At 55.2% G+C, this 19386-nt stretch carries 19 protein-coding genes and 2 pseudogenes; 2 read left to right on the top strand and 19 right to left on the bottom strand.

Features of this window, described 5'->3' with window-relative positions; translation table 11 throughout:
• From NKH67_RS32740 to NKH67_RS32705, 8 genes and pseudogenes are all read right to left on the bottom strand, one after another.
• Positions 1–199: transposase (locus tag NKH67_RS32740; protein ID WP_353032861.1), on the bottom strand; the 199-nt coding region annotated here is incomplete at its 3' end.
• Positions 200–476: 277 nt separating this feature from the next.
• Positions 477–1730 (bottom strand): beta-ketoacyl [acyl carrier protein] synthase domain-containing protein, encoded by a 1254-nt coding sequence (locus NKH67_RS32735; RefSeq protein WP_352474812.1) that lies wholly within the window; start codon positions 1728–1730, stop codon positions 477–479.
• Between the two features lie 26 nt (positions 1731–1756).
• Positions 1757–2620: a class I SAM-dependent methyltransferase gene (locus NKH67_RS32730; RefSeq protein WP_352474811.1), complete on the bottom strand. Its 864-nt coding sequence runs from the start codon at positions 2618–2620 to the stop codon at positions 1757–1759.
• A gap of 41 nt (positions 2621–2661) precedes the next feature.
• The gene (locus NKH67_RS32725; protein ID WP_352474810.1) at positions 2662–2964 is read right to left on the bottom strand and encodes an acyl carrier protein; all 303 of its coding nucleotides are present in this window, start codon (positions 2962–2964) and stop codon (positions 2662–2664) included.
• A 44-nt stretch (positions 2965–3008) separates the two neighbouring features.
• On the bottom strand, positions 3009–3974 hold the full coding sequence (locus NKH67_RS32720; protein ID WP_352474808.1) for an acyl-CoA desaturase: 966 nt from the start codon (positions 3972–3974) through the stop codon (positions 3009–3011).
• Between the two features lie 85 nt (positions 3975–4059).
• Positions 4060–5823, bottom strand: coding sequence for a fatty acyl-AMP ligase (locus tag NKH67_RS32715; RefSeq protein WP_352474806.1), 1764 nt, complete (start codon positions 5821–5823; stop codon positions 4060–4062).
• A gap of 143 nt (positions 5824–5966) precedes the next feature.
• Positions 5967–6134: pseudogene (locus NKH67_RS32710) on the bottom strand (transposase); the annotation flags it as partial.
• Positions 6135–6227: 93 nt separating this feature from the next.
• Positions 6228–6959 (bottom strand): class I SAM-dependent methyltransferase, encoded by a 732-nt coding sequence (locus tag NKH67_RS32705; protein WP_352474805.1) that lies wholly within the window; start codon positions 6957–6959, stop codon positions 6228–6230.
• A 166-nt stretch (positions 6960–7125) separates the two neighbouring features.
• Between NKH67_RS32705 and NKH67_RS32700 the strand changes: the two genes are divergently transcribed.
• Positions 7126–8007, top strand: a complete 882-nt coding sequence (locus NKH67_RS32700; protein ID WP_352474804.1) for a hypothetical protein — start codon at positions 7126–7128, stop codon at positions 8005–8007.
• A gap of 93 nt (positions 8008–8100) precedes the next feature.
• On the opposite strand, the gene NKH67_RS32695 is transcribed toward NKH67_RS32700, so the two are convergent.
• From NKH67_RS32695 to NKH67_RS32645, 11 genes and pseudogenes are all read right to left on the bottom strand, one after another.
• Positions 8101–9543 (bottom strand): glycosyltransferase family 2 protein, encoded by a 1443-nt coding sequence (locus NKH67_RS32695; RefSeq protein WP_352474816.1) that lies wholly within the window; start codon positions 9541–9543, stop codon positions 8101–8103.
• Positions 9543–10574 (bottom strand): hypothetical protein, encoded by a 1032-nt coding sequence (locus NKH67_RS32690; RefSeq protein ID WP_352474803.1) that lies wholly within the window; start codon positions 10572–10574, stop codon positions 9543–9545. Before NKH67_RS32690 ends, NKH67_RS32695 begins: the two co-directional genes overlap by 1 nt.
• Complete coding sequence (locus NKH67_RS32685; protein WP_352474802.1) at positions 10571–10837, bottom strand: phosphopantetheine-binding protein; 267 nt, start codon at positions 10835–10837, stop codon at positions 10571–10573. Before NKH67_RS32685 ends, NKH67_RS32690 begins: the two co-directional genes overlap by 4 nt.
• A 1-nt stretch (position 10838) precedes the next feature.
• Complete coding sequence (locus NKH67_RS32680) at positions 10839–11888, bottom strand: hypothetical protein (protein WP_352474800.1); 1050 nt, start codon at positions 11886–11888, stop codon at positions 10839–10841.
• Complete coding sequence (locus NKH67_RS32675; RefSeq protein WP_352474799.1) at positions 11885–12352, bottom strand: type II toxin-antitoxin system RatA family toxin; 468 nt, start codon at positions 12350–12352, stop codon at positions 11885–11887. Before NKH67_RS32675 ends, NKH67_RS32680 begins: the two co-directional genes overlap by 4 nt.
• Positions 12353–14122 carry a thiamine pyrophosphate-binding protein gene (locus tag NKH67_RS32670; protein ID WP_352474798.1) on the bottom strand — a complete coding sequence of 590 codons (1770 nt, stop codon included), beginning with the start codon at positions 14120–14122 and terminating at the stop codon, positions 12353–12355.
• Entirely contained in the window at positions 14123–14494 is a 372-nt protein-coding gene (locus NKH67_RS32665; protein ID WP_352474818.1) for an acyl-CoA synthetase family protein, read from the bottom strand.
• Between the two features lie 78 nt (positions 14495–14572).
• Positions 14573–15688 (bottom strand): annotated as a pseudogene (locus NKH67_RS32660) (AMP-binding protein); the annotation flags it as partial.
• Positions 15689–15705: 17 nt separating this feature from the next.
• Positions 15706–16962 carry a BtaA family protein gene (locus NKH67_RS32655; RefSeq protein ID WP_352474797.1) on the bottom strand — a complete coding sequence of 419 codons (1257 nt, stop codon included), beginning with the start codon at positions 16960–16962 and terminating at the stop codon, positions 15706–15708.
• Between the two features lie 229 nt (positions 16963–17191).
• A complete protein-coding gene (gene lspA / locus NKH67_RS32650) occupies positions 17192–17677 on the bottom strand; it encodes a signal peptidase II (RefSeq protein ID WP_352474796.1) in 486 nt (161 codons plus the stop codon).
• A 292-nt stretch (positions 17678–17969) separates the two neighbouring features.
• Positions 17970–18680 carry a sugar phosphate nucleotidyltransferase gene (locus NKH67_RS32645; protein WP_352474795.1) on the bottom strand — a complete coding sequence of 237 codons (711 nt, stop codon included), beginning with the start codon at positions 18678–18680 and terminating at the stop codon, positions 17970–17972.
• Between the two features lie 286 nt (positions 18681–18966).
• Between NKH67_RS32645 and NKH67_RS32640 the strand changes: the two genes are divergently transcribed.
• Entirely contained in the window at positions 18967–19317 is a 351-nt protein-coding gene (locus tag NKH67_RS32640; RefSeq protein ID WP_352474794.1) for a transposase, read from the top strand.
• Positions 19318–19386: the final 69 nt, after the last annotated feature.

The raw sequence follows: 19386 nt of genomic DNA, 5'->3' as shown, positions 1-19386 counted from the left end.
CAACTTCGGCAAAGCCCGTCTCGCGGGCTCTCACCGTGCGGCGCCACTTATAGATCAGGCTGGTCGCGACATCGTACTGACGCGCCACCGCCGCCACTGTGGCCCCGGGCGCAAATGCCGCGGCCAGTATCCGGCACTGATCCTCTTCACTCCAACGACGACGACGCTCCGGCCCGGTCAATAACGTCACATGGCTCATGCTGTGCTGCTAACTACGCTCGTAAGGACAACCCTAAGAGCGCAGCCTCGCTACCGGGCCATGCTCGCGCAAGGCGGCCCTCGCCGGAGGCGTACGGGATAGATCGGTTCTCCACGGCAGATATTGGCGCAGCAATCGGTTCGTGTTTTCGTTCGAGCCGCGCAGCAATCTCTGCTACCGCCCTGGTATTGCAGGTGGATAGCGCCGGCACGTGACCTTACTTGGCCCTTCGTGGCAGGCGCGCCAATAGCTGCAGTCGTTGACTGCCCTACTGCACTCAAGGAGAAGAGATCACGAGATGGGTATTTGTACCTGTTGCACCGAAGGCGGATACTCCGACGAATTTTTTGTCGGTTGATAGGTTCTGCTGCTCGGAAGGAACCTGGATAAACTCCTCCGCGATTCTGGCTCGCGGATTGAGTTGCTTGAAATGGAGATTGGGCGGGATTTTGCCCTCTGAGGCGACGAAAATGGCTTTCAGCAGGCCAGCCAACCCCGACGCGGGCTCGCTGTGCCCAAAATTTGTTTTGAGCGAGCCGATTGGAAGGCGCTCGATACCAGTCCGTCGAGCAGCGCCGAAAACTCGTTCGATCGCCTTGAGCTCCAAAATGTCTCCGACCTGGGTCCCGACGGCATGAGCTTCAAGATAACCGACGTCGTGAGGTGAGACACCGGCGACGCTGTATGCCTGTAGCATAACCTCCGCCAGTGCTGATGCGCGGGGCATTGCAAGATTTGAACTCCGGCCGGTATGGTTCACCGCCGAGGCACGTACGAGGGCGCGGACAGGGAGTTTAGCCGATTTGGCATGGCGCAATGTTGTCAGCGCAACAATTCCACAACCTTCCGCGCGGACATACCCGTCGGCATCTGCACTAAAAACTCGACAGCGGCCCGTGGGTGACAGCAAACCACTGGCAAGAAAGGTTAGCATTGAGTCAGGCGTCAGAATGAGGCTAACCCCGCCGGCCAGGCAAAGTTTAGTCTCTCCGGACAGCAAGCTTTGACATGCTAGATGGACGGCAACCAATCCAGATGAGCATGCCGTGTCAACCGCGACACTAGGCCCACTGAAATTGAAATGTGACGAAACCCGGTTCGGTATCGCACTCGGAGCGGAGGCTAGATACGTACTAAAAGAAACCGCCGACGGCTGCCTGTAAAGCCATCTATGATAGTCAAGATTGGTAGCGCCAGCAAAAACACCTACGACCCAGTCTTGCCAACCATCCGCTCGCAATTCGGCAGATTCCAGCGCCTCTCCCGCGCACTGTAGGAACAGAGATTGCTGTGGATCGATCGGTGGATTCCCATCAACTGCGGGGTAATCAAGAAAGCCACCCGGATGGCTCATAGCGAACTCTATTGGACTTCCGGTTGCCCAAGATGCAGGCGGAACTAGCCACTTATGGCGGGGCCTAATAGAAACGGCGTCGCCACCTGCCAGCAATAGTTGCCACAGCTGCTGGGGGTTAAAGGCACCAGGAAATCGGCAGGAGTAGCCAACTACCGCAATCTGGTCTGACCACACGATGGAAGAGCACCCGCCATAGGAGATTAAGGAACACGCTGAAATGTAATGCGCAAGAGACTCATAGTTCCTGTATGGAAGCCAATCATTGATAATTTGAACCAGTGCACATACCGGTGAAACACATCCGCTCCGACCAAACCGATAATCTCGTCCTGTCGTTCATTCAGACGGTGGATCCATGCATTGCAAGTGCGCACATAATCAGCGCGGTCATTCCTTAGACGAATAATTTCGAATTTTCGTTCGGCCGCCACAACAATATCAGCCAACCGTGGAAGGTCAGTTTCTGGCCAGATTTCCTTCGCTATGAACGGGTGCAAATCGTGTCGGTCGGAATTCTCATATGCTATCGTTTGAAGCGACATACGTTTCCCCGGACGAAGCCATGCGTGACACCGATCGAAGAACGATCGGTACCCTGCTACCTTTTGGCTATGTGACATATCTGGTCGTGCGAAGTGCTCAAATGCTCCGATAGACACGATCGCATCGTACGGTTGAGCGGGGATGTGATCGAACCAACTTTGAACTTCAACCTCAATGCGATTATCTCCTAGCGAGGAGATATAATCGGCTTGCTGCTGGCTAAGAGTCAGTCCGATAGCATGATGCACGCGATGGTGGTCAACCATGCGGGTCAATGCCGGCCCCCAGCCGCACCCAATGTCGAGCGCAAAGCGAGTGCCTGAAGCCCCAGCCTGGGAAATATGATAGTCGAGCTTCTGCTCCTGTGCTTGCTGAAGTGTTTGCGCCCCTTCCCAGAGTGCGCACGTGTAGGTTTTTGTGTCATCCAGCCATAGATGATAAAAATCATTTCCAACGTCATAGTGGTACTGAATAGCCTGTTTTGAGGCACCGGGATCCGCAAGGGCCGTCGAATCAAACATCTTGGTCAACCTGTTGGTGAAAGAGTTGCCGTAGGCTAAAGCTAACAGGATTGGACGGTAGAAATATGTGTTGAAAATCTTTCTATCGTTGGATGGTCATACGCGCTTGTCGGGTCAATTTCTCGGCCGAGCCAAAGGCCAAGTTCCTCTGTCATCACAATAGTCATCATTGAATCGAGACCGATCTCATCGAACGTTTGAGTGCGCCCGATTGTGCTAGGCTTCAGATCAAGGAGACGAGCAATGTAGCTAGTTATCCAGTCCTTGATTTCCGCGGGTTTCGGTCCCGCCCGACCGGCATCAACATCACCACTTGGGCTCACGGGACGTTCAATGCTCGACATTCTACGTCCTTCTCCTCAACAGTCGCTCGCTGTTTCCTTATGCCTCACAGCAACGACTTTGTCTTGGCACCATCCGGCGTAACGCGATGAACACCTCGAACCGCACCAAGCTTTTCCAGTGACCACACAACAACGCCCCCAATGTCGATTTGTCGGCTTGAAGTCGAGAAAATCGCGGCCTTGGGAAAGGCGTGATGCGTGTTATGCCACCCCTCACCGCCAGTCAAAAGTGCCAACCAGGCCGAGTTGCGACTCTCATCATCCGATGCAAAGACCTTCTCACCGAAAGTGTGCGCCAGTGATGTTATGCTCCAAATGGCATGGTGCACAACGAACATTCGTACAAAACCACCCCATAGCATCCCTGTCCAAGCACCCCAAAGGCTCTGCGACACAGCGGCCCCAATGGCCGCAGGGAGTAGAAGACCCAGCACGACAATTAATAGGTAGTGTCTGTTCATTTTGACAACATCTGGGTCACGCAAAAGATCGGGCCCGAACCTCACATAGTTAGTGACTTCTGGCACAAACATCGAACCAATGTGGGCGTAGCATAGCCCTTTGAAGCGACCCCAAATTCCCTTGCCACTAAGATTGGGCGAATGGGGGTCATCCTCACTATCGGAAGACATGTGATGCCGACGATGATTACTTACCCAGTGAAGGACAGGGCCTTGGGCAGACCACGTCCCCAGCACGATGAGCGCTAACTTTACCCAACGATCAGCAGTAAAGGCGCGATGGGCTAAGAGTCGATGAAACCCCACGGTAACGCCGACCAACGTAAGCAGATAGAACCCAAAAAATAGACAAATATCTAACAGGCTGACTCCGTACTGCCAACCGAGGCCAATCGCATAGGCAGTAGCCAATGTCGGGACTAGGACCGTTAACGTGGCAGCAATACGTTGCGTTCTGACTGCGCGTCGATCGCGTATGACCGCCCTACCTGTCGCCACTGGCACCCGTTCAGCGTCATGCGGGCCACCCAATTCGACAACGTTGTTCATGTCAAACAACCTCCGCCGCTGGCGTAACCAAAGCCTTTCATTTAGGCCTAATTATTTTGGCACAACTCGCCGCCTTCGATCAAGTTTATTTGCCGAGCTGATCGCTATTTGCGACCACAGCTCTTTCCACACTTGCAACGTCTGCGATGAGACCCTGAGCGTACGCGGTGCGGGTGTCTGCATGGCGGATCTTGCCACTACTTGTTGTGGGGATGGTACCGGGACGAACGATCAGAATATCATGAGGCGCGACGTCAGTGTTTCTAATGATAAGTTGCCGGGCATATGCTGCTGCGCTCCGGACTTCGTCGGTATCGCGCGGGCGCCGCGCTATTTCTTGAACCACAACAAGACGCTCCTCGCCGTCAATGGTTTCAGTTGAAAATGCCGCGCATCGATTGGCTTGAAACAGGCTATGACTGTGGCTCACCAACTGCTCGATGTCCTCGGCGTGGATATTGCGACCACGAATAATAATCAGATTCTTTATGCGGCCGACGACAAAAAGTTCGCCGTTCCACATCGCGCCCAAATCCCCTGTTCTCAGAAACGTAGATGCAGCGGAACTGAGTTCGCCAGACAGTAGCTGTCTTACTTCACCGGCGTTAGAAAGATATTTCTCCGCGACGTTCGGGCCTGCAAGCCAAATCTCCCCAATATGACCGGCTCGGCATTCCTTCCCAGAGTCGGCATCTACTATTGCAATAACTTGATTCTCCGCCGGCGGGCCACTTGCGGTCAGTATTACCCTCTTTTTTGGATCAACAACACCGGTTTTCTTAAGCACGCCATCTTCAAGGTCACTTCGCAGTACACTCAAAGTGGTAGGCGCGGCACTGTTGTATCTAGTCTGCCCGGCAACGAACAACGTTGCTTCGGCCAATCCGTAGCAGGGAAGGAAACTTGTTGCGGAAAAGCCCGATCGTCGAAATTTTTGGACAAACTCGCGAATGGTCCGTTCTCGGATAGGTTCCGCGCCGTTAAACGCCACCTGCCAAGATGACAAGTCAAACGAGTCGATATCGCTTTCGGAAATTCGATCTACGCAATGATCAAACGCGAAATTTGGACCGCCACTCGTCGTGGATCGGTATTTTGAAATCATTCTCAACCATCGCGAGGGCCGCTGAATGAACGCCGCCGGCGGCATGAGACTACACTCAACACCTAGGTAGACAGGTTGAAGAACGTTGCCGACGAGGCCCATATCGTGGAACATAGGAAGCCAACCGGCAAATTTTGTGTGCGCACCGTGACCGAATGCTTTTTGAATTTGCTGTTGGTTGCAAACTAGATTTTTGTGTGCAACGACGACCCCTTTTGGCGCGCTTGTTGACCCCGACGTGTACTGAATAAATGCAGGCATCTCTTCGTTCGGAAGAAATTTAACAGTGTCTGTTTGTGTCGTTCTGTCGGCATCGACTATATGACGTCGCAGACTAGCCATCGCTGGTATGGCTTCTGTCAAATCGTCTATTCTTGCGATCTCCTTGCCGCTCGTAATAAAGGTTGGGGCGCTCGAGTGCTGGACGATGAAGTCTAGTCGGCCAGTCGGCCGCCTCACCCTTGGTAGATCCACGGGAATTGGTATAAGCGCGGCAAACATGCACCCAAACAGAGCTTCAATGAATGACAATCCGGACTCGAGCAAAAGCAAAATGTGCGTTCCTGGAGGCTCGGTTTCACTGAGATAGGCCGCTAGGGACAAAGCCCGTTTCGCGAGCTGACCATAGGTCATGCTTTCGGCTTCCATGTCCCCAGATGTAAGATATCGGAAAGCGAGGCTTTCTGGAGCTTTCTCTGAGTGAAGCAATAAGCGCTCAGCTATCGTGGCATTGGAATTCTTCATTGGGTCGCAAGCCTAATGTTTACACCTGCGTTGCATTGCAGTTGCCCGCCAGCGACTATTGGTAACATGACTTTACGTTTGTGGCGAACAGGGCAGCGCGTAATTTTGACGAACGGTCGACCGAATTTTGTCTGGCCACGATAGGGGCTGTAGGGAGGCAGGTAGAGCAGCCTTGCGCCGGCCGCCTCGATTGCATCGCGAACTCCGGCCGCCTTATTTGCGGGCAGGTTGTCCATGATGACGACGTCGTCGGGCTCGAGTGTCGGGACTAGGACCTGTTCGACATAGGCCAGGAACACGTTTCCGGTCATGGTAGACGAAGGGCGCGGGCATTCCGGTCAGCCGCAGAGTCCTCCGAAGACAGTGACAGGCCCGAGAGAGTCACAAGATCGGCCAGATATGCCTCAAATCATTGTTGATTTTGTCCACGAATGGCTCGTGAGGACGTTGAGGCTTGCCCAATAGGCTTCATATTCAGTGCGGTCCATTGTAGAGATTGCGTATCGAGAAACTATATCATCGTAGGAAGATTCTAGAGCTGTATTACTTGGATCGAGATTGGTGATCAACACTAATCCAGTTGGTTTGCAATCGGTCACTACAACGTTAAGCTTCGGTCTGAACTTCTTAAGGATTGGAACTATCTTCCAAACATCACCTGTCCATGCATTGGCGTACCTTGATTTTTTGAAAAGCGGATCAGACATCGATCGCGCCGTCATGTAGAAACCCGGCGGTGCGCAGTCATGCAGTGCGATAACTGAGTTGCGTTCAGAATTTTTCTCAGTGTTTATGAGGTCGCGTAGCACATACTCCAGAAGATGCATTCCATCGATGAACGCGAGGTCGACAGGGGCTCCAAACAGGGCCCGTGGGTCGTAGCGCGCGAAGAAATCGTCGCTTGTCATTTGAAAGAACAAGCATGATGGCTTTCTGCCCATCACCCTCGATGAGACCCGAAATTTAGGGTCAATAGCGATGGATGCGCAGTCCGCCGACCGCAATGTTCGGCCGCGGAGTGTTCCGATCTCCAGATACGTCCTCGGTTTGAGCTTTGAGTGAAGGCCCGAAAGAAACTGATGATAAGATATGCCTTTGACTCGGTACCGATAGTCGGCATCGTCCGATTTGAGCACGCTGAACTTCCTGAACAACATCGAGCCTCATCGGGAGGAGTGATTGCGTTTCTGACGTCCTGTGTCCGGGGCCGTTTTTCGGATTGTCGTGTTGCGATTCTCTAACATTTGCTTTCGAAGTCAAATCGATATCAATTTGCGTGCTGACTGCGATTGAGCGCATGTGATGACCCATCTTATCTACACGTATTGCAACGCCAACAAGGGGGACCAGCTGGTCAACGACTGGCTCTATTCATTGCACAAGCATGTGGACCTGACGGACATCGATGTCATGGTGATCGACTTCGGTCTCACAGAGTCTCAGCGTGCGCGGCTTCGCGACCAAGGCCGCGTGCAACTGTGGCCGGGACAGGCCGACGCTCGGATGTCGAACATCCAATACCGCGAACTTTCGGCTTTTCTAGCCACCCATAAAAATTACGATCAAATATGCTATTCCGATTGCGGCGACGTTATCTTTCAGGACGATATTTCAAATCTTTTCTATCAATCACCCGATCTTTTCAAGGCAGTGATAGAACCTGAGTTCAACTTCAGTCTGCATCGTATAACACTTGGAGTGTCGGATGTGCGTCCCGAATGCTTGCCCGAGATTGCGAAAACGCTCGGCCTCAAACCTACTGCGAATTGCGGTTTCCTCATAGGACCCGCAACGAAGATGGGCGCGATTTGGGAGACCTATTCTAGCATGTGCCGCAGCGCTGCCAGGCACGGCACCGACCAACTGCTGATTAACTACCTCTTGCACCGTGACGGTTTCGCAGAGTTACCTCGTCGGTTCAATTTCGTGACCTTTCTCAACGGTGAAGCATTTCACTATGACGCCGAACGGTTTCTCGCCGACAATGCTGGTATCATTCCGGTAGTCCACAATGCCGGACGCTACGATTTCGCACGTACGATCGCTCGCTTTGGCTATCGTAGGGGTCGAATCAAGCCGCCTGCATATTATAATGGTATCCGGCTGTTTTATTGGGTTCTCGGTAGTCTCTATGTAGCAGCGAGCACCACGCAAAACGCTTTGAAGGCGAAGCGAGGCCCGTAGCGGAGAATCGGCGGTTGCTTAGCGCGGTGGTTCCAGATCCTCATTGAGACGTCACCAAAGCTAGCTATCAATATGACGACGTCGTCGTGAAGCCTACTTAGCCATAACCCGTTTTATGAGTGCAAATCCACAGATCAGACCGCTTGAAGCAAAAGCACCCGCCATGAGCGCTAGTGGCCAAATAGCGGACCATATCTGCGAGAAAACAGCCACAAAGAAAGATGTGGTGAACAAACCGGCCAAGCAGACGTCAAGCGCAAGTGGCGCGATTTGCGCATGAAGCCAAGCGCTATGCCTCCCACCTATCACTCCAACCTGACCGGCCTTGGGAGTAGCCACAAATTCGAGTCGATTCTTGATAAGAAAATCGCTCACCCCAAAAACGAAGGAAGTCATTGTCGCCGCAGCAAATGGCCCTGCCAACAGCAGAAGCGCAACGCGCCTGGCGGCGCCAGAGCCATGGTAGGCCGCCTGAGCTGCCGCAAGCGCCAGCGTCGCTGGTGATACAATCATCAGTACGGAAAACGTCCAGAACAAGACCGGCTTTGGCGGGTATCCTGCAAGCGTCCAACCTGACAAACAGACCGTTAGCAAGAGCACCACAATGATGGTGGCATGGGGTGCGAGCGAACTCCACTCGAGTAGCCGTGTGAGTGGGCCGCGGCGTAGGCGCGCCAAACCCGGGGCAGCGTCGACGCCGGCCCGAAGGACGGATTGTGCCCACCGTCTCTGCTGGGCCCTAAAAGCGAGGACGTCCTCCAGCGCGTCATCCTCTCCAAGGACTTGTGGATGGTAAAGCACTTGCCATCCCGCAGCTGCGGCACGGTTGCTCATGTCTACATCTTCCGCAGTAAATGGCTGAAAACGCCAGCCACCGAGTGCGACGAGCGCCTCCCTCCGCCAGAGGGCCGAACTGCCTAGGTAGTAGACTGGCAGACCAGCTATGCCCCGGGCCTCGTACTCGTAGCGAAACAAGTACTCGAATGCTGCCGCCTGAAGAGCAGTGAGGGGTGATGCATCAGCATTTGGATAACGCCAACGGGCCTGCACGGCAGCCACATCAGACTTAGACAGCATTGCGGTAGCGCATCTGAGGAACTCTCGCGTCGGACGGCAATCCGCATCGAAGTAGGCGATGAACTCGGCTGGCGCTGCTATCGCTAGACCGAGGTTCAATGCTCCGGCCTTGAAGCCGAGCCGACTATCTCGGTTATGATAACTGACAGGCAGCCCCTCGTTTGCATATTGTGCTACCACCGCTTTTGTCAGCGCAGCTTCGATTGCAGGGCTGTCGTCGAGAATCTGCACCAACATCGACTGACGCGGCCAATCCAGCTCCGAAATCGCCTTTAAGACTAAAGGCAGCGCCGCCGACTCGCGATAGGTGGCGATCTGGATCGCCACCAGTGGTGCGGTAGGCAAGGGCGGCGGTAGTTCTGGATTGTATCGCGGCAGCAGCATCAGTATGAGGAACCGCAGTTGCGCAAGGACAAAAAGCGCCGCGAGCGCGGTCCCGGCTGAGCAGACAATCGTCATCAAAGCGAAAGCTCTGCTGCGAAGTCCCGCCACGCGGGAGTGTAACCGCAATGCCAGAACAGAGGTGGGCGATCCTCGTTCACGCCTGCTTCCTCGGACTCCATCACGTCCCAGGACTTGCCACCGTAGATAGGGTCGATCTTCAGCCCGAAGACTTCCTCAACTCGCTCGCAAAGCCGTATATGGCCGCTATCAAATCGCCCATAAACGGCGTGGCGCCCTCTCGCGATCACCGAAACTTGGCATCGTGGCAAGTCTCCGAGCCGCGCAGCACGTCGGGTCCAAGCAATTAATAGGGGTAGCCAGAGACGCAAGGGCTCGGGTCCCACTTGCACCGCCACGATCCGTACTGATGGATGGCCAGCGCCGCGCATCAATGCTTCTCCGATGGCAAATCCTGCGATGGAACTTCCGGCCGCCGAAGCCAGGTAGATTACCCTAGGCAATTGGTGAAACTGCGCCAGAGACTGATCCATAGCCTCTAGGTAGCCTCGTACGGTACCGAGAACTGCCGAAGGATGCGCCGGGCTTGGTGGTACCGACAGCGCACGCTTCCCTCGCAGGCGATACCCTACCGCCGTCATTCCTAACTTCAACGCCGCCGCAGCATGGTTGGGGCCACAAAGCGTGGCGCTTCCAGCATAGAGGGCATGAGTCGCTTGGCGCAGATCTGGTGGCAGCGGCGGATCGTCGACAATCAAAAGCCGAACAGTGATCCCAAGGCCCCGAGCCACGCGGACCAGATCAGGTCCCAAATTTGTGAGATTCCCAATTGGCATGCAAATCGTGTCGAGTTTGCGCCCAACCATATGTTCCAGCAGGCCCTCAAGTTTTCGCGCCTTTACGCCACTTCGCGCTTCGCCCCCAAACTTTGCGAGATCATCGCGTTTGACGAGAATGGGGCCCAGCGTCGAATGATCGTAGCGCTGAAGTGGAGTAGGCCATTCGCCAAGGCGATGAAGAGGCGGTGCTCGAAGTCGCTGGGTTACAGCTGCGAGCGCATCGGAGTCCGACAGTCGCGAAGCTCTCATCGTTGGTCTGTCCTTCGACGGGTCCTGGCCAGCCAGCGGGCGATATCTCGCAGCGTCCGAAGATCCGCGGTCTCTGCCATCTCGAAATTCAGCGCTGGGAACTTTTCTTCAAGCTCAAGGAGAAGCTCAAGCGTCTCAATAGAACTAAGACCCATTCCACCGACCAAGTCGGTATCTACGGGCACAACTTGAACACCGACGTTCATGCGCATTGCCACCCGGGCGCGCAGTTCCGAAAGAATCTTAACCTCTACCTCAGTCATGCTAATGGACCGCACGTGATGGGCGGAAGGGTACAATGCCAAGCTGCGCCGCCGCGGCCAGCAGCTTGTGCGCGCGATTTATGTCGGCAGCCCCTTGGAGGCTTGCAAGCGAGTGAAGGTCTGGACGCGCGGCAAGCACGATACCTTCGGTGAAGCAACCGAATAGCTTGTCACCCTGGTCAAGTTGCGTATAAACGGCCATATCAACGGGATGAGGCAACTGTGCCAGCCCGCCTCGAAACACGTATGCGCCATCCAGCTTTGTCGTACCAAAAATGGAATTGGGATAACCGACGTCGCACACGATCATCTTGGGTCTCAGATCCGAGGCACTTATCACTGGATGGCAAGCGGATGTCGCCACAATCATAGCATCCGCCTCGGCGACAGCTTCTTTGGCGGTCGCTATTCGCATCCTGAGATGCCCGAAGGCATTGCGAACTTCGGATAGGCGGTCATGGTTCTGTGCCACGAGCAGGATCTCGCGCGGTATTCCGTCTAGAAGCCCTACTACAGTGCGCCCGATATCACCGCTTGCACCGAGAACTGCCACTGTTTCGTTTTCCAATGCTCGTCCGTCGGTCTGAAGTGCCGTACGAAGTTGCTCTACTGCAAGCGCTGCGGTCAGTGCATTGCCGGATGTCAGTGTTATCCCCGCTTCCGCAGCAACTTCAATCCGCCGCGATCCAGCCAGGATCGAGGTAAAACCACCCAATGCGACTACCTTGGCACCCATATCTGATGCGATGCGGCACCCCTCAATTACCTTGCCGTAGGCCGCCTTCAATGTTCGCGGCGTTGATATGTCCTGGGGAAGGAATGGACAGATCACCAGCGCTGCCCGAACGCATGTGCCATTCAGCTCGATACCGGCAACGGACTGAGTAGCATAGGCAGGCATCCAATTGATAAAAGCGCGAAACGTGGCTTCATTTCGCGCCACTCGCTCCGCTGCCCGCGCGCCGTCGTTGTGTTCGACGATTGTTCGGAAATGAGCGAAATCCGACGGATGACCCAATAAAACGAGATCAATATCTGGCACGTTACTCACAACAAGTCCGCGCGGGCTTCGATATAATCCAGCATCGCTTCAAGATTCTCGGTCAGACGAACCTTCAGGATCGGCGCGATGAATTCTTCGATTTCTGGCACGCCAAGGTCATAGTCCACCGTTACTTCCAGGTTGGTCCCCGCGTCGCATCCCGTCACCGTCCAGCTTCCGTCGAATCGTAAAAATGCCCCCTCAACTGCGCGAAACCGGGTCGATCGCTGTGCGTGATCGAAATCAATTTCCTCGATCCAACACAACGGCGCATCGTCGATTGTCATCTCCCATTCAACTAGCTTCCGAACCTCGCTACCTTGAAGCACACGGGCACTGAGCACGTTGGGCATGAACTCGGGGAATTTCTCGACGTCGTAGACGACCTCGAACGTGCGTTCGGGCGTAGCTCGGAGCAAGCGCACGATAGCGATGCGGTTAGGCTCGTCGGCGACGCTATTTTGGGCAAACATTTAGCGTTCCTTCATGAGCTTGAATAAGGTTCGAATTGTCTCGGGACCAGGGGTAGGGTTTGGCAGGCCCATCCCCTTGGTTACCAGAAGGCTGCGCGGTCGAAGCGCGGGGATCTCTTCAACATCGAAGCGAATGTCGAGGATCGTGGGCCGCTTTGCCGTGATCGCCGCCGAAAGCGCAGAAACCAGTGCACCCGGACTCTCGACGACGGCGCCGTCTGCGCCGAGGCTCTGTGCAAAAGCAGGTAGATTTGGAGTATTGAAAGTGGTGCCGCAAACCCGTCCGCCGAACAGCGTCCTCTGCAAATCGTGGATGATGCCGAGGCGCCCATCGTTCATGACCATCCAGACGATCGGCAAACTGTGATCGACCGCTGTTGACACTTCAAGCGCCGCCATTAGGAATGCCCCATCGCCGCTCAGGCAAATGACAGGGGTATCGGGACGGGCCGCTTGTACCCCAAGCGCCGCTGCTACTGCCCACCCCATCGGCTCGTAATCGTGGGCCGAAAAGATTTGCCCTTCCCTCGCGCGGAAGAAGCGTCCGAGCCATCGTGCCCATTTCGAACTATCCGAGAGAACAACCGCATCCTCCGGAACGGCCGCAGTCAGATCTGCCATTACACGTTGCGGCAGCATTGGCACCTTGTCGCTAACCATCTCGACTGAAGAAAAAGTCGGATTCCGCCTTAGTTCCTCCGCAAGGCGCTGCTGTCGACCGACAAGCCTCTCTTGCGACAGCGTCGGGTGAGCCTCGCAAATAGCCTCAAGCAGCGCAGGCAGGTGTCCAACACTGGCATCACTCACTGGAAAGGCCTTGCCGATTTCCTCGCCTATGGAGTCCAATTGAATGAGACTGCGCCGCTCGGCAAATGCTGGATCCCAGCCAAGCGTCGATATCTCGTCAAAGCTCTGACCCACGGAGAGAATTAGATCAGCGGTTTTTTTCAAAAAGTTTTCGGCGGCCTTATGACCCAGCACTCCAATACAGCCAAGATAATTGGAATGGTGCTCGTCAACCACCGATTTCGATGCCAGATCGGCGCAGAGCGCTATTCCGAACGCATCGGCCAACGCTCGAACCGCAGGCCCGCAGGCAGGTCGCATTGCTCGCCCACCCAGCAGTATGGCAGGCGCCTTAGCTTCCGAAAGCGCCCGCGCGACCCGCGCTGCCGCGCCCTTGTCAACCGCGCAGTTCTCCATCAATCGATATTGCTTCGGGTCTAGAGGTGAGTAGTCGATCGTTTCGTGTAGAAGCCCAGATGGAATCGAAACATGCACAGGTCCCTGACGATCGGAGGTGGCCGCCCGAATGGCCCGCCGCGCCAAGTCCGGGAGACTGGAAGCCAGAGTGCAGAGCTCTGTCTGCTTACACGTTCCTCCAAACATTGCCTTCTGGTCCGGCGTGCCGTACCAGCCACTCGCGTCCTGATGGGCACCCCTAGCCATTCCGCTCAGCTGTACCTGACCGGTGATTGCGAGAACCGGCACAGCTTCGACCCTAGCAACAGGTAGCCCAGCGAGCAGGTTCGTCGCGCCTGGCCCAAGCGTTGCAAGGCAGACGCCCATCTGACCGGTCGCCAAAGCCGAACCGAAGGCGGCATAGGCTGCCGCCTGTTCATGCTTTGTTAGAACCAAGCTAATGCGAGGGTGGCGCGATATCGCGTCGCAAAGCCCCAGAACAGGCCCGCCAGGGACGCCGAAGACATGCCTGACTCCTTCCCGATCGAGCACATCGACCAGCGCCTCGGCGGCCTCCATCCTAGCCATCTATTCGTTCCTCGCGGCAAAAAGCTCTCGATAAGCCTCTCGCGACAGCTTTCCGTTTGTGGTGCGCAGCGGCGCCGTTCCTGTCATGAACTCAATGTGGTCGATCGGAAGCCCCCGAGACACCAACGCCTGCCGGATAGCGAGAGCAAGACAATCACGATCTTCGGAGTCGGGGCAAGTCACATGAAGCGCCAGTGTAACCCGCTGCGTGCTCGAGCCTAGTGAGCGTTTGCCGATCGCAGCCGCGGCCCTAACCTTGGATCCACCTACCTCACTCGCGACCTGTTCAATCTCTTCGGGCAAGAACTTGGCGCCGCCCACGACAATCACGTCGTCTTCTCGTCCGAGCACGAAGAGTTCTCCCTTCGCCATGAAACCCTGATCCCCGGTCAGAAGCCACCCCCCATCTCCGGGCGGGGTGATTGGTCCTGCGCCGCTTAAGTAAGTCCGAAGGCGACTAGGACTCTGTATGGCGATCCGCCCTAACTCTTCATCCTCCAGAACTCGTCCCGAAGGCGATTGCACTCTCACCGCCGATCCCTCCACTGGATATCCACACCCCACTACCTTCAGTCCTGGATGCACCGCCAATGTGCGAGTGTAGGGCCCACGTCCCAGTGGTGCCAAAGTAGCGACCACACCAATCTCGGCCAGGCCATAAGCTGCAAGAATGGCCTCACGCGAAAGCCCCAATGGGGCTAGTGACTCGGTTAGTGCCTCGAGTTGGGTGGCGTCGATCACTTCTGCGCCCATTAGCGCCACCCGGATGGACCGCAAGTCAGGCATTGGTCCGCGTCGAGAGGTGGCAAACCGTGCGACGGCGGCGTAGGCCGACGGCGGGGCGGCAGTGATTGTCGCGCCTACCCGTTCGATGATTTCAAACCACCTTAGGGGTCGACGTAGAAAGCTCTCGGTACTAAGGATCACTGACAGAGTACCCGATATCGCCGGCGCCAAAAGAAAGCCGAAGAGTCCCATGTCATGGTAATATGGCAACCAGCTTGTCGCCACGTCGCGCGCAGGGTCGACACGCAGACCGCTCACGATCCGGTTGGTTTGGTATGCGACTGCGCCCTGCTGGAGCGGTATCGCTTTTGCGGTGCCACTAGTCCCGGAGGTGAATTGAATAATGCCTAGTTCCTCCGTGCCTGCCCGGGCACCAGGATCCGTTCCCATAGGCAGGGTATCGCGCGTCAGTGCCGCCAAACCAGGGACGGCCACTGCCTCAACCGAGTCCGCCAGCGCCACTGCACGCGCGCCGATGGCACTGGCTCGATTGGAGAGCCGGTCGCGAAATATTTTGTCCGTTGCTTGCCGACGCGGCGGTATCGGCGCAGGCACTCCCCCTGCCAAATGCGCACCAAAAAAAGCACCCACGAAATCCGGCACGTTGGCCATCGATATGAGGACAGGTGTCCCCTGCGTCACCCCCACGGCGCGGAAACCCGCTGCCCAATGGCATGCCAACGCATAGGCATCTCCCCAGCTCATTGTCACCCCGTCTTCGAGACCATCGGCAAATCGTACCAATGCCAGTGTCGGAGTCTCCGACGCCCTGCGACGCATTAATTCTGCTAAGCCGCTCACTGAGTGTCTTCCAATCCGCCCCGCACGGACGTTCGAGAGTCAGGGCGATTCACACACTCAGTCGCAGGCCGTGCGACAAGAAGGTGAAATCCGCTGTAGATTGATGATCGGTCTCGGCTGTGAAGTTTGCGGCTCTCCTCTTCGCGATAATCCCATGGCATGCGCAACTTCTCGGGAAGGGCCCGGAACGGATCGTCAGTGCCGGCGGTTCGGAAGATTACTCGCGCTTCACCGGGAACCGCAGTACGCCCGATCTCAGCCCAGAGTGTCGCGATATCTGCCGGCGTCATCCAATCCTGAGCGTCCAGAAGCACGAATCGATGAACAGATCGGTCGGGAAGTCCCGTCAGGTAGTGCGTTATCGTCCCGGGATGGACATGAACTCTATCGGCTCGCGGTCGAATCTCTCGATAGACTCGAGGTTCCAAATACATCGGAACCGCCCGACGAGCGATCGTGTCATAGCGACGGGCAAAGACCTGCCAGGCAAAGTAATTGTCTTCTATCGGAAAATCGCAGGCCATACGACGGATGCGCTCGCGCAGAAGCCCAACCATGTCCGTGCCGGCCTCGGCTTTCATCCGCCGATACTGAGCTCGTGGAATACCCAACGCATAAAGGGAGATCGGCGATCGCGCCAACCATCGGGTGAGCCGAGCATCGAACAGCGGCGCGACTTCACTATCGAACAAGAGTTCCTGCTCCGCCCTGTCACGCGCCCCGGGCAGTCGGCCTAAGTCATGGCCTGACAGGCTGGCGATCCAATGCACGCCCCCTATGAACCGAGCTAACAGTCCATGGCGATAAAATCCCCGCGCGAACATCTCGATGCGACGCCGCCCAGTGATCCCGCGGTGTTCCCAAAAGTTTCGTGTGAAATGGTCCAGCGACGGCGATATGAGCTGATCATAGGCCTTAGTGTTCTCGACGCTTTCGCCTTCGCCAAAGAACCGAAAGAACGCCTCTTGATCAGGGAGTTGCCGAAGCGCTTCAAGCTTCAGCACAAACAGCGCTCGTTGGGCGCGATTGAGATCGACGGCGTCGATCCGCGCTGGGTCGTCTCTCAAATAGGCAAGTGCATTGCACCCTGCCGACCCGATGGTAACAATGCGCTGGCCCGACTGCACCGCTAAAGCATCGAGATCTACGCGGGGGTCTTCCCAAACATGGTTGTAAACGAGTGTATCGAAGACGCGTGTGAAGAAAAAATCGAGTCCACGATCCGCAAAACGTCGTAGCGGTTCAATCGACAATCTGCCCTTCACGTATCCGAAACCCCACTTCATTTCTCCCGCAAATAGACAGCAGTCCGCCTACATTTTCAATCGAGAACTACTTACGATTGCGTGCCCGCCCACTTCTCCGATTTCAAAAGAAAAGGAGGAAGTCTAGAGGACCAGCGACGCCTACGCGCCTTAGTCACCGATTGGCCGCACTCAACGTCACTGGGTGGTTGATCAAAAACGCGAGACCATCATCGGTTCAGAGTGCTTGATCCACTTGCCTTTTGAAGAGAAACAGACCGAGCCCAAAGAAGATGGCTATATCGGCAACGTTGAACGACCATGGATTGCTAATTCCACAACATGATATGCTGAGGAAGTCGATGACTGCCCCGTAAGTCAAGCGGTCGATCACGTTGCCAAATGCCCCACCGGCAGCGATTGCAAGGCCGACGCGCTTCTGCAGAGTTGAAGCTGAGAAGGCGGACCCTAAAAGCGCTAGCCCAATGCTTGATAGAATCGCAATTAATAAATATCGGAAAGCGCGTTCTTCTGTGGAAAATACTCCAAAGTTTATTCCTGTGTTTAAGGCCAGTCTAAAACTAACTAATGGAACGAGTCTGAATGTTGTTTCCTGACCTAGCTCCAGATTTTCGATAGCCAAATATTTTGACACTTGATCGATAGAGACAACGATTATAACAGGTGTCAAAATTTGCCACAAATATACGGAAATTTTTTTCATCAGAAAAAACTATACCGATCAAGAGTTTACGGCACGAAGGGCTGCGGACCGCCTTCTGCCGCTGAGGTCAGACATACTGCCCTGCGAAGGTTTCTTCAAGCGATCCCACGTCGTTGCAGGCCCCAAGATGGATGGATCGACGTGGTTTCGGTATATGAGTGGTCGCGCGCGATGCCGGGAGCGACTTGGGTTAAAATGTCAGGCTTCGCATTCTCTGCAGATGGCTCCATAGCCACCCTGTCGCAAATCTTTGCTGCGGTTACGTTTGCGGATTTGAAGGACTGGCGGACCGCTATCTTTCATGTACACGTACAAAGTTCTCGGCTCTTTGATATGATTCAGGCTCGCCAACATCGATATAGGAGCTATTGTCAATTTTTACTGCCATGATTACGCTCTGTTTCGAGTAAATATCCAGCGCCTCTCCCATCAGTAATTCTTTGTCATTTTCGGCATGACTAGCCGAAGCTAATTTTGATATCTCACACACGGCAATTTTTCCGATCCCCCATGTCCACTTTGTTTTTGGAAACGGATCTTTCACCTTTATCGATTCAACGACGCCACGATGATCGATATAGACTGTGTCGAACTTGTTCGGCGTTCCAGTGTCGAACAATCCAAGGCTAACTTTTTCCTCGAAAGCAGAAAGGGTGGAGAAGGAATTCTTTGGGTACCAAATAGTATCTGGCAAACCAAAATAAAGTTCATCGTCATAACGTAGAAACTGATATGGCTGAACGATGGCATCAAGCAAGCCTCGCCGCTCCCGGACCATAAAAATGCATCTGGCCGAGTAAGGACTTTTCGACGAAAGGTAAGTCACCAAATCCGATTTGTCGGAACTGGTATTGATAAATATGTTTTCGATACCGGACAACAGCATACGCTCAATTAGGTGCTCTATCACCGCGCGGCCGTCGACCAGAAGCAACTCTTTGGAGAATCCCAGAGGTTGCATTCTCGTCCCTTGGCCGCCGGCCGGAATGCTTCCATATCTCATCGAACCGCCTTTCGATCCAGTGTCAGGGGAGAGAGGTTTTGTCTAGGTAACCTATTTTAATTAGCATGCGATCGTGGTGGATGTCCTTTCGCAGTGGCATCGTCGCGCTATCAAGCTAGCTATATCCTCTCCAAAAATGATCGAGGCCGTGATTGTCTCCCTACAGTGGGCCAAGCAATCCACCCTATGTCAACTTTTGGTCAAAGGTTGGAGTGCGCCCCTCGGACCGGACAGGGTGAACAAGCAGAATTGACTTGGAAGCCGGGCTTTCGAAGGATGGAAGCCCATGGTGACTTATCGCACGCACAGCATCGAGTTCAAACGTCAGGTCGTGCAGGAGTTCCTGTCCGGCGAGACGCTGCATGGTCTCGCCAAGCGGCACGAACTGCCGCGTAACCTGATCCGCATCTGGGTTCAGAAATACGAGGCCGGCTCCTTCGACGAAGACGTGGCGGCGGCCGACACGATGCAGACCTATAAGGCGCGGATCGCAGCGCTGGAGCGGCTGGTAGGCCGGCAAGCCTTGGAAATGGAGTTTCTAAAGGGGGCTCTGAAAAGCGCACCACGTCCGAGAAGCGGGACTACATCCGTGATCACCGGCCCGGCGGTGTCTCCATCGCTGAAGGATGCCGGCTGATGGGGATCGCGCGATCAACCTACTACGATCAGCCCGAAACCGCCGTGGATGACACAGCGCTCGTCGAGA

Origin of the sequence: Mesorhizobium sp. M0968 (genome assembly GCF_040319065.1) — a bacterium.
In the GTDB taxonomy this organism is placed as follows: domain Bacteria; phylum Pseudomonadota; class Alphaproteobacteria; order Rhizobiales; family Rhizobiaceae; genus Mesorhizobium.
Note: the sequence above shows the minus strand (reverse complement) of the source record. Positions and strands in the feature narration are given on the sequence as shown.